This window comes from Paenibacillus sp. PastF-3 (assembly GCF_029893135.1).
In the GTDB taxonomy this organism is placed as follows: Bacteria; Bacillota; Bacilli; order Paenibacillales; family Paenibacillaceae; genus Paenibacillus_AQ; species Paenibacillus_AQ nitricinens.
This window is the reverse complement of sequence record NZ_JARXWM010000009.1, coordinates 32,431-47,202: the sequence shown is the minus strand read 5'-3', so window position 1 is coordinate 47,202 and position 14,772 is coordinate 32,431. Positions and strand designations below refer to the sequence as shown.

Annotated in this window: 11 protein-coding genes and 1 pseudogene; 4 read left to right on the top strand and 8 right to left on the bottom strand. The window is 43.5% G+C overall.

The window, feature by feature from the left end:
* Positions 1 to 98: 98 nt before the first annotated feature.
* Positions 99 to 989 carry an AraC family transcriptional regulator gene (locus tag M2444_RS18590; protein WP_094875474.1) on the top strand — a complete coding sequence of 297 codons (891 nt, stop codon included), beginning with the start codon at positions 99 to 101 and terminating at the stop codon, positions 987 to 989.
* A gap of 104 nt (positions 990 to 1,093) precedes the next feature.
* Complete coding sequence (locus M2444_RS18585) at positions 1,094 to 1,852, top strand: hypothetical protein (protein WP_094875475.1); 759 nt, start codon at positions 1,094 to 1,096, stop codon at positions 1,850 to 1,852.
* Positions 1,853 to 1,953: 101 nt separating this feature from the next.
* Here the strand turns inward: M2444_RS18585 and M2444_RS18580 are convergent, their stop codons facing one another.
* From M2444_RS18580 to M2444_RS18560, 5 genes are all read right to left on the bottom strand, one after another.
* Complete coding sequence (locus M2444_RS18580; protein ID WP_094875476.1) at positions 1,954 to 4,023, bottom strand: class I SAM-dependent methyltransferase; 2,070 nt, start codon at positions 4,021 to 4,023, stop codon at positions 1,954 to 1,956.
* A 126-nt stretch (positions 4,024 to 4,149) separates the two neighbouring features.
* Positions 4,150 to 5,025: a radical SAM/SPASM domain-containing protein gene (locus M2444_RS18575; RefSeq protein WP_280787729.1), complete on the bottom strand. Its 876-nt coding sequence runs from the start codon at positions 5,023 to 5,025 to the stop codon at positions 4,150 to 4,152.
* A gap of 19 nt (positions 5,026 to 5,044) precedes the next feature.
* Positions 5,045 to 6,031, bottom strand: coding sequence for a Gfo/Idh/MocA family protein (locus tag M2444_RS18570; RefSeq protein WP_094870760.1), 987 nt, complete (start codon positions 6,029 to 6,031; stop codon positions 5,045 to 5,047).
* 261 nt (positions 6,032 to 6,292) lie between these two features.
* Positions 6,293 to 7,681, bottom strand: coding sequence for a threonine synthase (gene thrC, locus M2444_RS18565; protein ID WP_280787728.1), 1,389 nt, complete (start codon positions 7,679 to 7,681; stop codon positions 6,293 to 6,295).
* A 103-nt stretch (positions 7,682 to 7,784) separates the two neighbouring features.
* Positions 7,785 to 8,288 carry a CYTH domain-containing protein gene (locus tag M2444_RS18560; protein ID WP_280787727.1) on the bottom strand — a complete coding sequence of 168 codons (504 nt, stop codon included), beginning with the start codon at positions 8,286 to 8,288 and terminating at the stop codon, positions 7,785 to 7,787.
* A gap of 298 nt (positions 8,289 to 8,586) precedes the next feature.
* On the opposite strand from M2444_RS18560, the gene M2444_RS18555 reads away from it, so the two are divergent.
* Complete coding sequence (locus M2444_RS18555; protein WP_094875479.1) at positions 8,587 to 9,801, top strand: chromate transporter; 1,215 nt, start codon at positions 8,587 to 8,589, stop codon at positions 9,799 to 9,801.
* Positions 9,802 to 9,935: 134 nt separating this feature from the next.
* On the opposite strand, the gene M2444_RS18550 is transcribed toward M2444_RS18555, so the two are convergent.
* From M2444_RS18550 to M2444_RS18540, 3 genes and pseudogenes are all read right to left on the bottom strand, one after another.
* A complete protein-coding gene (locus M2444_RS18550) occupies positions 9,936 to 10,922 on the bottom strand; it encodes a phosphotransferase (RefSeq protein ID WP_094875481.1) in 987 nt (328 codons plus the stop codon).
* Between the two features lie 103 nt (positions 10,923 to 11,025).
* A pseudogene (locus M2444_RS18545) lies at positions 11,026 to 11,434 on the bottom strand (GNAT family N-acetyltransferase).
* A 142-nt stretch (positions 11,435 to 11,576) separates the two neighbouring features.
* Positions 11,577 to 13,628, bottom strand: a complete 2,052-nt coding sequence (locus tag M2444_RS18540; protein ID WP_280787726.1) for a beta-galactosidase — start codon at positions 13,626 to 13,628, stop codon at positions 11,577 to 11,579.
* 170 nt (positions 13,629 to 13,798) lie between these two features.
* On the opposite strand from M2444_RS18540, the gene M2444_RS18535 reads away from it, so the two are divergent.
* Positions 13,799 to 14,632: a helix-turn-helix transcriptional regulator gene (locus M2444_RS18535; RefSeq protein WP_280787725.1), complete on the top strand. Its 834-nt coding sequence runs from the start codon at positions 13,799 to 13,801 to the stop codon at positions 14,630 to 14,632.
* Positions 14,633 to 14,772 lie beyond the last annotated feature (140 nt).

The following is a 14,772-nucleotide window of genomic DNA, read 5'->3' as shown; positions in this document are numbered from 1 at the left end:
TTATAGTTGCATTATACCGATAAAAAATAAACAAAACTAATACTATATAGCTCATTTATAACACTATTTTAATGTTTTTTCCGAAAGAGGTGGCATTTATGGACCGTACAACCCAGAGTTTGCTAAAAGAAGACAGAGTGCATGGCGATAGCATGTTTCCGCTTGCAGCTTATTGGATAGAATTACCGGCTGGAACACATGTCCTCGATACCCATTGGCATGAAGAAGCGGAGTTTTTTATGCTGCTCGAAGGTGAGATTCTGTTTCAGGTGGATACCGAATATTTCCCACTTAAAGCCGGTGAGGCTGTATTTATCGAGTCCGGTGATATTCACGCTGCCTATGTACTTAACGAAGACACACCCTGCAAATTTTGTGCGCTCGTGTTTCTTCCTGATCTTCTGGCTAGTGCCCAATATGATACGATCCAGCAGAACACCATCTTACCCCTTCAGGAGAAAAGACAAAGCTTTCCTCGCCACCTAACACCAGCTGTGAAATGGCAACATGAACTTCTCGGGCACTTAGAACGCATGATGGACGCCTACGCTGCGCAATCTCCCGGGTTTGAAGCTTTTATTAAAGGCACGTTGCTCATCATGCTCTCGCTGATTGCCCCAGAGGATCGTTTTGTAAACCGCAGCCAGCTGGATGACGCTGATACTACTAAAATCAATCGACTTAAGAAGATTATTCTCTATATTCAGGATAACTATCAGGAGCCGATTCGAACTCGTGATCTCTCTGAGCTGATTCCCATGAGCGAGGGACAGTTCTGCCGTTTTTTCAAAGAAATGACCCGAAAGACTCCTGTGGATTACATTAACTCTTACCGGATTCGCCAAGCCGCCGATCTACTGCAACAAAGCGACAGAAAAATATCCGACATCGCATTCGAAGTCGGATTTGATAATGTAAGCTATTTTATTAAAGTATTTCGCAGAGCGATGAAATGCTCGCCTTCGGAGTTTAGGAAGGAGTCCCGTTGACATCTTGCTGTTCGACTTAGCTAACGGCTCTCTTTATTAATTCTTCTTGTTCATCTACCGATATATTATAAATAGATCTTACCGTCGTAGGAGGAGAATGAGCCATGCATATAACGAATATGACCACTGCTATGGGAACGAGACTAAATGTAGCTGGTAGTCATCAAACTAACGATAAAACCATAAATTCAAACAGTAAGACAAGCGGTAGCGGAGACCACTTATCGATAAGCAAATCTGCAAAAGCAGCTTTTCAAAATCAATCTAAAATGAGCGGAATGGTTGATTCTCTACTTAAACAAAAACAGAGTATCATCGATAGCAAGAACAGCCTAATTGAAAGAACCACCAAAAACTCACATAACCTTGATTCTATTCAAGATCAACTTAAGGAATTCGATAAACAGCTCCAAACGATTGACCAACAAATTGCAAAACACGCCTTCGAAGAGCAACAAAAGAGCTTAGAAAATGCTCAGAAAGCAGATCCATCGGATGAACCTAAAACCGAGCAAGAGGTACAAAACGAAAGATTGAATACGATTGTTGCTATAAGCCAAAATGTTTCTCAAATGGAGGTTGTTTCTTCTACCCACACTAAGATGCATGGCGAGGCAAGAGTTCTGACCAAGGAAATCGAATTAGATGAAGCTCGTTCTACTCATTCCGCAACAGCCAAACGTGAGCAGTTATCCAAAATCGAAGATAGAATATCGGAAATGAATGAAACGTTAGGCGATACCATACAAGAAACCGGAGATAAAATTAAAGATCAGGAACGGTCTGAGAAATTAGCCACCTATCAAGAAATTCAGCGTTTAGCCGAAGATTCTGATAAATCGCAGCTAGAAATACTAATCTAACAAAAACAAAATTCTATATATAGAAAAAGCAATCGGACCTCTACCACATCAAAGGGTTTGCCGATTGCTTTTTTATATGCAGATGACTTTATATTGTTCAACTATTCCTTCCGAATCACAATAAAGCAGGTGCTGTCCGGTAGCGCCACTTCCTGTCCGCTCTCATCCATGAACCTTACTCTGTCATGCAGCGCTTCGGTATAACCTTCTTGCAAGTAATGCCGGAAGACTTCAATCTTTGCCTGCTTTCCTAAAGTCTGATCAATAAATGAGGCGAATTTCGCAGGCGTAAAATAACCAAACTGTTCTTGTACCTCATGAATATAAGCCTCCTCGCCCCAAGTATACGTATATAAAAATTCCATAGCATCATTAACAGGCATGAGTACTTCTTGCTCTCCTAATCTTTGATACTGAATCTGACGTCCGGCAAAATCCTTCGCATAACGCTCCAGCCACGCCATACCGTCCTCCTCCAGAAAGCGAACTCTCCGCAGCAATGCTGTGGGCTCGGTCATTATCCCATCGCGGATAATGATAACCCCGCCCACTGACAATACATCAAAAGCACTTCGCAGAGCGGCCGAAACGGTATCATGATTGAACTTTTTACCGTTAAGCGGCACATAAGAATATAGTTCATGCAAAATCGAAGAAAAAATCACCGTGTCCACCGTTCCAGCCTCCACGAAATCTTTAAGCTTCAACGCATCTCCCTGCTGGACCTCCCAATGCCGCCCTTCCCGTTGCTTGCGCTGCCGCAGAGCTTCCACTACATTGCTCGATATATCAATACCGATAGGAGTAACCTCTGGCATACGCTCTTCCAGTAAATCCAGCAGCACACCGCCGCCCGGACCGATATCCAGCACTTTTTGTCCAGTGACATGCTCCAGAATCACAGCCTTATAATCTCCTGAATGATTCATTTGGCTTAAGTAGGTATCTTCATTATGAAAACGGTCGAAGGCATCCCTCCGCAGCTCGAACAGATCGAATAACAGCAGTACTGCACGTTCATATAAAGGTGATTTTTCAGCTTCCATACAGAATTCGATCAGCTTCTCTGCCGCTGCCGAAAATTGGAACTGAAAAAATACCGTGTCTGGCAGATACTCCTTAGCATAAGGACGAAGCATTAGATGAGGGTTCTCATCACGTAAGGTCCCTTTTTCAATATCTTCCCATGTAAGCTCCGCTAAATATTTTTCTATAATCCGCTTCTTATAAACATTGATCTTCTTAACACCCTTGTAGTCATAGTAAATGCTGTTCATTACCTGCTCGAAACTGATATGGCGTAGGGGTTCATGCTGAGCCCTTTGGGCTGCAAGCAACATCACCTTCAGAAATTGCTCCAACGAGAAGGTCTGCATTGCAGATTCCACATACCAGAAGATAGTTTTACTTAAAGACTCTAACCGTTCCGCATGGAAGCCTTCCTGTGTCAGCTTTGCCCATTCCGTAGTGAAATCCTCTCCTCTAGAGATCGGACCTAACCGCATTCTGCGCAGTCTTTCTTTCATCGGCATTGGACTAGCAAGTTCACCGGATGAAATCAGAGCGATAAGCTGCTTCACTTCATGCTCTACATTCAGCCAGAGCTCGGGGGATACAGCACCGATGATGCAATGATTGAGTGCGGTTAGCAAGCGTTCAAGTTCCTCGGCAGTCAGTAACTGTTCTTCCACAAGATCACGGAGCGGCTTATTTACTTCTGGAGGCACCTCCCCACGGATTTGCTGACCTATCAGTCCATGGGTTTCAATAAGCCGATGAACCAGTGCACTTGTTTCAGAGACCTTACCGCTCAAATGTTTCCCGTATAACTGTGCGGAACCCATATTATGTACAAAACAATTAATGCCTTCCTCCTGCCAAAGTAACCTTTCCTTCAATGTGCCACCCTTAGCCGTTTCTGACCAAATTAACGTTTCTTCCACAAGCTCTTTGATCCAAATAGAGCGGGGAAGTTGGTCCAGAATCAGCAGACTGCGTTCCACATAATCCAGTACAGGATTCCTGCGATCTAGCTCCTCCAGAGATTCCACACGCTCCAAATTGACAATTTGCTCCTCCGCTTGAACGATAAGCTTCAGCCAGAGGTTATCCTCCAAATGATCTTGTATTCCTTCACGGTATAAGGTGATGGCTTCCAGCGATTTCAGCATATACTCCTCCTTCGCTCCAAGTGGAGACTATATAGACTTATTATTATATATACACTCCCATTCATTAAAAAACAGAACCAGGACTCATGAAATAGCCATGTCCCAGTTCTGTTTACATTCAAATCTTTAATTTCCGAACCGTTGCCGGTATCCGCATTTACGGCACAGCTCTTCCACTGCCTCTCTACGAGAGAATTCATAGAATAGATTATTCGCTCGCTCGCCCTCTACGATTTCTGAGAATGGAGTCTCATGAATGTTGCCGAGGTTGATTACCCCTTCACCATCTAGACAGCACGGCACAACGGTACCATCCACGAGGATTGCCGCTTGGCTGCGCAGCGCATGACAGAACCCTTTTCCGTCGTCCTCCGGTTCGTTCAGCGCAGGCCAACGGAACTCATGGTCCTGATTGAGATACACCCGAGGAGCAATCTTGACGCCGCTGCCAGGTACAACCTTTTCTTCAATTTTAAAATCAAGATTAAAGGCTTCCTCTAGCATAGCAAGAGTCTCACGATTACGATTCTTCTCTAGATTAGTCAGGTTATCCTCCGTCAAATTCCACAACCGGAAGGAAATAATCACGCCTTGCGCAGAGGCTTCCCGTACAAAAGAAATAATCTCCGCCAAATACCCTTCGCGGTTCTCAGATCCCTCATGCCCATCAAAGCTATGCAGAGAGAAGTTCATCTGTCGTAGTGCAGGTTTGCCGAGAATCTTAGGGCCTGCCTTATGAATTAACGTACCGTTGGTAGTAATATTGACCTTAAACCCTTTGGCATGTGCGGCATCCAGCAGTTCACCAATCTTTGGATGCAGCAATGGCTCACCTTTTACGTGAAGGTAAATATGATTACTATGCGGTTTAATTTCATCTAATATCGTATTAAAAGTATCGAGCTTCATAAAGTTCTTCGTTCGGGCGGTTGGTGGACAAAAGCTGCAGGCTAGGTTGCAGACGCTTGTTATCTCAATGTATACCTTTTTAAAAGTCTTCAAGTGCTGCTCCCCATTCTATTTATAGATCTGCGGCATAGCGGAGGCCGATCTGTGCTCTGGCTTCCTCCATAACTTCTGCTACTGCCAAGGAATTCGCATGTGTATTAACCCTGCTTTCCCGTTCACCATTCTTAATTAAGTTGATAAATTCCTCAACCTCATAATACATAGACTCGAACACCTGAGGCTGTGTAAGCTCCTCGACGGTCCCGTCACGATAATGAATCTTCACTTGATAGGGTTGGTTGATCTTATCGATCACCATTGTACCACTTTCCCCTTGAATCTCGGCTGGCAAATAGGAATCAGCGATCTTGGAATGCATCACAACTGCATCCATATCATCATATTGCATGACAAGACTTCCTTCACCATCTACTCCGGAAGACAGCATAAGACCCACGGCCTTTACAGACTTCGGTTTCCCAAACAACACTACCATAGGATATAAGCAGTAAACGCCAAGATCCATCAACGAGCCATTAGAGAATGCCGGATTAAAAGCATTTAACACCGTTCCCTGCCGATAAGCATCATATCTCGATGAGTATTGACAATAGCTCGCAAAATAACGACGTACTTGGCCAATCTTATACAAATTGTCTCTGATCACTCCGAAATTCGGCATAAATGTCGATTTCATTGCTTCTACCAACAACACATCATTGTTCTGAGCGGCTTCAATCATGGCTCTAAGCTCCGCACTGTTTGAGGCAGCCGGTTTCTCACAGAGCACATGTTTGCCATGGTTTAAGCACATAATCGCCTGCTCAGCATGCATGGAGTTCGGGCTTGCAATGTAAATAGCATCGACATCTTTACTGGAAACCATATCTTCCAAATTCGTATAAATTGTAGCTCCAGCATATTTTGCAGCAAAGGCCTGACCTTTCTCCATTGTGCGGGAGTACACGGCTGTCAGGATAAACTCCTCATTCTCCAAGCCGGCTTGCACGAAGCGGTCTGTAATAAAGTTTGTTCCAATGACCCCGAAACGAATTGTCATGATAATCCCGTCCTTTTTAGTTCTTACTAAAACTCTATATGCTATTTTCTCACTCTCTGGGTAGTCATGTCTACTTTTCAGGACAAATTTCCGACAAATTCCGATAGATCTGCCTTGTGAAAAAAAGCACCGCTGCATCATCTTTTGTCGATATCAAACTATTCATAGTAAACAGCGACATTATTTGTCGAAGGATGCAGTAAAAAGGCTCCCATTCTTAACTTAAGAACAGGAGCCTGCTGAGCCATACGGATTTACAACTTATTTATAAAAAGCCTGCAATTGACGCACAATTTCATCCTTGTCATGATCCACTACGGTTTGGTGTTGTGGCATCTCGAACAACGCTTTAATTTGTGCCGGGAATTCCTGCTTAATGTCGATCAGAGTAATCGCCTCATCAAACTTAGCTGGATGTGCGGTCGCAAAGGTAATCCCAATCTCATCCGAACCATTAAAAGCTTCGTAAGCTGCGATTCCACATGCAGTATGCGGATCAAGCAGGTAACTATATTCTTTTTGATACTTAGCAATTGTATTCAAGCATTGGTCATTCTTCACGCCAAGCGCTGCAAAATCCTGCTGCACCTGCTGAAGCGCCTCGCCTTCAACCGTAATCTTGCCCTCGGTTTGCAGCTTGGACATATACGCAGACAGCTTCTCGGAATCTTCGCCAACCAAATAATACAGATAGCGTTCAAAATTGCTCGCCACTTGGATATCCATCGAAGGGCTGTACGTACTTGTGAAGCCGCCTGGTTTGTATTCCCCAGTGTTCACAAAACGCTCCAAGATGTTATTTTCATTCGTAGCAATAATGAGTTTGTTAATCGGTAAGCCCATTTGCTTAGCCAAATATCCGGAGAAAATATTACCGAAGTTGCCGGAAGGCACGCTGATGTTAATCTTCTTCTCGTTGCTGCCATCAACATGCAAATACGCATAGAAATAATAGACGGTCTGCGCCAGAATACGCACAAAATTAATGGAGTTGATCGCACGCAGATGATAGCGACTCTTAAAGTCGAGATCCGCGAACAGATCTTTAATCACCTTTTGGCAATCATCAAAGTTACCATGAACAGACAGGTTCAGTACATTACTGTCATCAACCGTAGTCATCTGTAGCTCCTGCACTTTACTAACCTTACCATGGGGATGAAGAATACAGATCTTGATTCCTTCTTTTCCGCGAACGCCCTGAATGGCAGCCGCTCCAGTATCCCCCGAGGTTGCTCCGAGGATGTGGATGATCTTGTTCTGCTTTTTAGAAATATACGAGTACAGCTCACCCATAAACTGCAGTGCTACATCTTTGAAGGCAAAAGTAGGGCCATGGAACAATTCCAAGACATATAAAGAATCGTTCAATTGTTGAATAGGCGTTACTTCTGGCATGCGGAAATTACCATAACTAGTATTGACCATTTCCTGCAAATCTTCTAAAGGAATCTCATCATTAGTGTAATAGGCGAAAATCTTCAGGAACAATTCCTGGTAGCTAAGACTTCTCCACTCTTCTAAAGTAGCTGCTGAAACTACAGGAATCTCGGAAGGAACCATCAAACCGCCGTCATCGGCAAGTCCCATCAACACCGTATCGATAAAGCCTTTAGGTTCCACATTGCCTCTTGTGCTTATATACTTCATGCTCATCCTCCTGAACCCCTCTATATACTATATATAAATATAAGCTTCACTTAATAGTTGCCTGTTTTCCCTATATACTACCACGTTTACGCGCTAAAGTCCGTTAATTCTTTGTCTTATTTTGTAGCTCTTTCCAAACGGTTTTGTTGCTGTACTGCCGTTCTGTGCTGACATCCTTGCCGAACCATTGCGGCGCCTTGAAGCTTTCCGCTTCCTCCAAAGATTCAAATTCAACCTCCAGAACGGACAATTTAAGCTGAGAATAGACGTCGATCTCAACCGTTGTGTCATTCCACACTGCCGTAATCCGCTCTTTGACCAAGGCTACCGCATTTACTGCCTCAATCATCTGATTATATAAACCCTCCGAGATAAAATATTCGATCTCTTCACGTTTGATCCCTTTGCCGTCCTTAAACGTATGTGTGTATGTTACCTCACCTGAGTCCAGATCCGTAATTTTACGCACCCGCAGCTCTTGTCCGCCGTCTATCGCCAGATACGTCTGATCGATATTATGCCGGGTCACAATCTTCAATTCGCCTGCTTGAATAAGCTGCTCCGGAAATTCCGGCAGCAGAAACTTGCGTTCGATCTCCAAAGCCATGATGTTTCGCTCCTCAATGTGCCATTTTTTTATATTAATAATCATCATAGGGGTGAGACAAACCCAAGTCAATGTAGATTATGGGGAAATAGGTCATGTTCTTAAATATTCATATTTGAATCGTATTCAACATTGTTGGTAAAATCCCAAAGCTAGTATTTGTAAAGTTTTTGTAAAATGATTGTATCCAATTCAGCTGTAGGCTTAAAATGTAATCAGTAATTCATGTCATTCTTCGAAGTTATTGAATTTTATTTCAATACGAGTGAAAAAAAGATAAAAGGAGCAAGCAATCGGTATGGAAGCGAATCAAGAAATGGTGATACAGACCGAGAAGAAAGGAAAGATTGCTGCTCTAATTGAGGTTTATAGTGTATCCACAAAACTCGGATTCACCTCTTTTGGAGGACCAATCGCACATTTGGGCTATTTCCATAATGAGTACATCCGTCGTCGAAAATGGATGGATGAACGAAGTTATGCTGACCTAGTTGCGCTTTGTCAGTTTCTTCCCGGGCCAGCTAGCAGTCAAGTCGGTATTGGTGTAGGAATTATACGAGCTGGATTACTAGGCGGTTTAGTGGCTTGGTTAGGCTTCACCCTACCATCAATCATTGCACTGGTGGCCTTCGCCTATTTGCTACAGGGCTACGGCATAGAAAGTACCGGTTGGATTCATGGATTGAAGATTGTCGCTGTAGCGATCGTTGCACATGCTATCCTAGGGATGGGTCAAAAGCTTACACCTGACCGTGACAGAGTTACGATAGCGGTAATAGCTACAGTTATTACACTTTATTGGCAAACGACATATAGTCAAGTTCTCATCATTGTTGCAGCTGGACTTCTCGGGTTATGGTTATACCGTAAGAAAGAAGAGACAACTGCTCCTCATTTACATATTACAGTAAGCCGGCCCCTTGGAATCCTCTGCCTCTCTTTATTTTTCATTCTCCTTATTTCACTCCCTTTTTTAAGACAATGGGGTGAAATAGAAGGGTTAACGATGTTTGATAGCTTTTACCGTACGGGTTCTTTGGTGTTTGGCGGAGGTCACGTTGTACTGCCTCTTCTAGAACGAGAAGTTGTCTCTACTGGCTTGGTAAGTGAAGCTGATTTTCTTGCAGGGTATGGTGCCGTGCAGGCGGTACCAGGGCCACTGTTTACATTTGCTAGTTACCTTGGTGCCATGGCAGGAGGCTTATCTGGAGCAATCATTGCTACATCTGCAATATTTTTACCGGCATTTCTTCTCGTTGCTGGCGCACTACCGTTTTGGAACAGTCTACGGAATAGTCCGAAAATCAAGGGAGCTTTGGTAGGGATTAATGCAGCTGTAGTTGGTATATTACTGGCCGCACTATATGATCCCTTATGGACTACGGCTATCTTGGAACCGGGTGATTTTGCTCTAGCCGTCATTTTGTTTATTATGCTTGTATATTGGAAGCTTCCCCCATGGATTATTGTTCTTATAGGAGCTGCAGGAGGAATGGTACTTGGTCTAATATAACAAATCAGAATTTTTTTAATCAATTAAGGTTCAAAAACAAAATCAGTGGTTGCCTATGTGAAAAAGAACCCTACGGGCTCCGTAGGGTTCTTCCGATTCATGAATGCTCCAGCGTCTCCGAGCCATGTATAGTTCTAAAGATTTCCTAACAAAGCGGACATATTTTTTTGATTTTCTGCAAGCCAAATCATTTCCTTCGCAAAGCGGGCTGGCGGTACACTATGTTGATCCATGTTAGCATTAATCCACCAGGTGCTTTCCATATACCACAACAACTGTAATGAATGTGTTAAATAGCCCTCTACCACGTCGCGTTCCTCACTGTACCCTTCCATAAACGCCGAAGCCAGGGAGACATCTAAATTTTCATCTAAGGCACATGACATCACAGCACGAGCTACATCAAGCTGCGGATAGTCATATTTTAGTCGATCAAAATCTAGAATTGCAGATAATCCGTTATCATTAAATAAAAGATTATCTACCCAAAGGTCACGATGTGCCCATCCTAGTTGGAGTAATTCGAGTAGTTCTAAATTCATTTCTTCAGTAGCTTTAAATTGAGTTTCTATATTAGCAAGCAGCTGAGGTTTACCAAGTCCCTTAATCTTTTCCCAAACGGAATTCCAATGTGCTAAACGCTCCTCACGGCTTGGAGGAATAAATTGCGGACTATTTTTAATGCCAAGTGTCCCGTCATTTAACAATCGATGCATTTTTCCTGTTGCTCGACCTAAATCGTATATTTGATGGACGTTGATTTCACCCGGTGAAAGTAGTTTTCCTTGGCAATATTCCATTACCAGAAAGCGTTCTCCTTGATCAGATTCAATCAAAATACTTTCATTTTGTGATAGCACTTTGGGGCACGCTATTCCTTGGTCATACAATCTAATCTGCTGAGAGAGTGCTAACAATATCTCCTCTGATTTATATAATTTATATCTTTCTTTGTTGTATTGTTTAAGTAACAATTCCCCTGCATCCGTCGTAACTTTCCACTTTAAGTTTAACCAGCCCCGTTTTATCGGAGTAGTTTCAATAACATTCAAACCGAATAAACGATGAAATGCTTTTAGCAGGTCATCCAAGATCAATTCCTCTGTTAATATGGCCTCCATCTGGTCAACTCCCATATTTATAGTGTATAAGTTCTTATTCCTTATGGAGACCTAGATAACCTCTGGGATAAATCTAAGTTTTTGCGTTAAACTGCCTTATTAATCAATCTGTTATTAATTTTGAATACATATTGATATTTATAAACTTTCCGTTTACTCTTTCATACCTTCTTAAGGTTCCCTCAAACATAAAGTTCAGCTTTTGTAAGACTTTTACTGAATGCGTAATCTAACAAAGCACTTATAGCTTCTGAAGCGTATCCTCTTCCCCAAAATTCGCTTTTTCATTTTCAAAGCCTAGGGGATTAAAGCTACAAGAACCTATGATTTCATTGGATTCCTTTTCAATTTATAGAGAAACGAATTGCTTTGTTATCAAGGGAAAATTCATCAAGAAGTTTTATCATATCTTTTGCCTGATTTTCATCTGTAAAACTATCAATATTCATGAACTTGGTAACCTCTGGATCAGACCAAATTTTAAACAAACTTGGCGAATCCGATACCTTCATTTTCCATTTCCCATTAGAGTATCACATCATCGTTAAAACGAATAATATACCTCTTTCGACTCAAGAAAAACCAGACATAACGTGCTACATATTTTGGAGGCCTACTCTTTTATCCAGCCGTTTTGCCTTTTTTATTCATAGATTAATGTAATACCCATACCCCAAAGCCTTCCAAGGTAACCTCACCCGATAATGTTGTTCCGCTCAGTAAATCTGTTTTGGTCTCATGCAAATGTATGGAGGCAGGCACTTCACTATAATTAAGTAAAAAAGTGTAACTGGAAGAAGTCCCGTTTCGAACTTGCAGCTCTACATCTTCAGGGAGCACCAGCCAATCTGCTGGCGACTTCAGGCCGACTTGATCTATGATTATGGACGCTGCTTGTTCATTAAAGACTGCTCCGTAATACCAAACCTCGCCTTTGCCGCGACGATTTCTTGTAACCGCCGGCTTTCCCGCATAATAGTCCGAGGCATAGACCGCCATGACTTCGACCGAATCATCCTCAATCCGGAGAATATCATTAAAATCATCTGCCCCGGTAACCCCTTCGGTCGCACCCGACCAGCTAATCGCCGTTGGCTGACGACTACCTTTAACCATGGTGAATTCTTCGACTGTGATCCCGCATAGATCCCTAGCAGCACCTGGGAATGGTCGCATGTAACATTGACCACGTTCATCCTTATAACCGGTTCTACATCCGAAGATCAGTTTTCCACCTTGCTGAACATATTCATCCAGAAGCGACGCTGTCTCATCTGTCATGATCGCTGGGTGAGGATAGATAAGCACATCGTACCGTGCGAGCTCTTCCAGCGTCGTCTTTTGGCGTAAATAGAGTACGTCATTCGGGATATGCTTCCGCTGGAGTGCCTTGTACCACTCCTTATTGCTCTTCCACATAAATGGACCATGCCATACATCGTACTCTCCATCCCACTCATTAGCATAATCACGAACAATAGCAACGTTAGCCTGATTACGGGTGCCGATAAGTACTTGCCCTGCCGCCGCCAGCTCTTGTCCGATCTGTCCCGCTTCCCGTACTCTTCGGTTCGGCTGGTTATGGTAGTCGTTAATGCCATGCCAATAAATTTCATTGCCCATCGTAGCTGTCCGCCAGCGGAAATACAGTACCATATCTGCGCCATGAGCGATCGATTGATAGGTCCATAAACGCATCTGTCCCGGCTTCGGAGAAGGCATATCCATCCGATTCACCCAGCCACCTGGTCCCGACTGCTGCTCCATAATACAGAAGTTAGGGGAAATAGAACGGACAACAGATAATGAAAGTCCCCAGCCTCTGTCATTCAGCGGATTCCGTTCATTCGGATCATAAAAAATAGTTGAGAACTGCGGATAGGAATCATAGCTGAAGAAATCCAGTAGTTCATCCGTCAATTCATGGCTGTCGAGATGCCCGAACAGACCGTTCGTTGTTACCCACTGCTTAGGGGCAAGTTTACGGATGATGTTCGCTTGGTTTTTGGCAAAAGAAATCGTATTGTCCGATATAAACCGCTTTTCATCCAAAGCCTGATGGGGATTGGGCTGCTTAGGTGATGGGGTTGGACGCGGAAGATACACTTGAGACCAATCACTATAACTCTGATTCCAAAAAACAGCCCCCCAAGCCTCGTTTAGCCGCTCAAGCGTGACATATTTCTGCTGCAACCATTTCCGGAAAGCCTTATGGTCACTCTCTGAATAAAATTCACTGATCTCGCAGTTGAGCTCATTATCAATTTGCCAGCCGACCACACCTGGATGATTGCCATAATGTTCAGCCATCTGTTCTGTAATCCGAGCACATAGCTCACGGTATTTGGGACTACTGTAATTATAATGACGGCGCATGCCATGCTGAAGGGTAACACCTTCATACGTCACGTTTAATACTTCTGGATACTTATGGGTCAGCCAAGCTGGAGGTGTTGCCGTCGGCGTACCGAGCACAACCTGAAGCCCATGTTTATGAGCTAAATCAATCGCCCGATCAAATAGCCCGAACTGAAATTCACCCTGGGCAGGTTCAAAAATTGACCAAGCAAATTCCCCCATCCGAATGATCGTGAAGCCCAGTTCTCGCATCCGGCGATAATCGTCCTCCCACATGCTTTCCGGCCAGTGTTCCGGATAATAACAGACGCCAAGCTCGAATTTTTCTGTTGCGACAGGTTTCTTCATGATTACCTCCAAAGTATTAAAAATATGCTTTCAGTATTTTATAATTCTATTGTAGTATCAGTGTTAATAAGGCTTATATAACAAAATATTGCGATCATATAACGATCTTGCGTTAATTACCTTAATCCAACTAGCGCCCTGATGCGCGACAGAAATGAGTGCCATATAACATGAAGAAACAATGGTATTTGCCAACCCCAGCTTTTTCAAAATATGTCTGCTATCCTGAATTTTTAGGACATTACAGTCACTTTCCACAGCATACCGAGAGAAGAAGTGAAGGATTCCTGGAAAGCTATAACCTGCATTTAATCTTTGGTGGGGAGGGTTATGTATTCCATGAGGGCGAACGTATTCCGATGAGCAGAGGACGAGGGTTTCTTTACCCTAAAGGCGCCTATCAGCAGTACGGCTCAGATCCTGGGGAGCCTTGGGATGTACGTTGGGTTCATTTTAGCACTGAAATTGTACTCCCCTTATTAGAAGAAGTGGACCAGTCAAGTGCATACCTGTTCACTTTTGATTTGGACGCTAAGCTGGACGAGCTGTTCGAGGAAATGTATTTACTGAGCGCTTCCTATGTAACACGTAGTGAGCCAAGACTATCCGCGCTTCTGTACGAGCTTCTAGTGAAATTGCTGCAGAACTCCGAACCGCTTCACGGCTCAGTACCACACGAGGTCAGGCAGTCTATCCGCAGTGCCGCAGATATCATTCATGTCGAATGTGCCCGTCCTTGGTCACTGGAGTCGATGGCAAGACTAACCGGGTACAGCAGCTATCATTTTCTACGGCTGTTCCGAATGGTTATGGGCAAAACACCAAACCGTTATTTAACGGATTGCCGACTGGCCAGAGCCAAGCTTCTACTGGTTTCTACTGGACTCTCCATTGCTCAGGTTGCGACTCAGTCCGGTTTTGCCCAGTCCAGCTATTTCATTAAAGTGTTCAGAACGTTCGAGGGGATGTCCCCCGTAAAGTACCGTCAGGCTTTTGGATCATAATTCCTTAAACGTTAAACGAGAAAAAACCGAACAACAATCAGAGAAAACCCTGAAGTTCGTTCGGCTCAAACAGAGGAAAAACATCATTTATACCAGCACAAAAAACAAGCCAAGAGCCGGGCTCATGGCTTGTTTCCTTT

What these genes read in the sequence shown, in the direction of transcription:
- M2444_RS18590 (WP_094875474.1), top strand. Translation starts at nt 99, where the DNA reads ATGGACCGTACAACCCAGAGTTTGCTAAAAGAAGACAGAGTGCATGGC.
- M2444_RS18585 (WP_094875475.1), top strand. Translation starts at nt 1,094, where the DNA reads ATGCATATAACGAATATGACCACTGCTATGGGAACGAGACTAAATGTA.
- M2444_RS18580 (WP_094875476.1), bottom strand. Translation starts at nt 4,023, where the DNA reads ATGCTGAAATCGCTGGAAGCCATCACCTTATACCGTGAAGGAATACAA.
- M2444_RS18570 (WP_094870760.1), bottom strand. Translation starts at nt 6,031, where the DNA reads ATGACAATTCGTTTCGGGGTCATTGGAACAAACTTTATTACAGACCGC.
- thrC (WP_280787728.1), bottom strand. Translation starts at nt 7,681, where the DNA reads ATGAAGTATATAAGCACAAGAGGCAATGTGGAACCTAAAGGCTTTATC.
- M2444_RS18560 (WP_280787727.1), bottom strand. Translation starts at nt 8,288, where the DNA reads ATGGCTTTGGAGATCGAACGCAAGTTTCTGCTGCCGGAATTTCCGGAG.
- M2444_RS18555 (WP_094875479.1), top strand. Translation starts at nt 8,587, where the DNA reads ATGGAAGCGAATCAAGAAATGGTGATACAGACCGAGAAGAAAGGAAAG.
- M2444_RS18550 (WP_094875481.1), bottom strand. Translation starts at nt 10,922, where the DNA reads ATGGAGGCCATATTAACAGAGGAATTGATCTTGGATGACCTGCTAAAA.
- M2444_RS18540 (WP_280787726.1), bottom strand. Translation starts at nt 13,628, where the DNA reads ATGAAGAAACCTGTCGCAACAGAAAAATTCGAGCTTGGCGTCTGTTAT.
- M2444_RS18535 (WP_280787725.1), top strand. Translation starts at nt 13,799, where the DNA reads ATGAAGAAACAATGGTATTTGCCAACCCCAGCTTTTTCAAAATATGTC.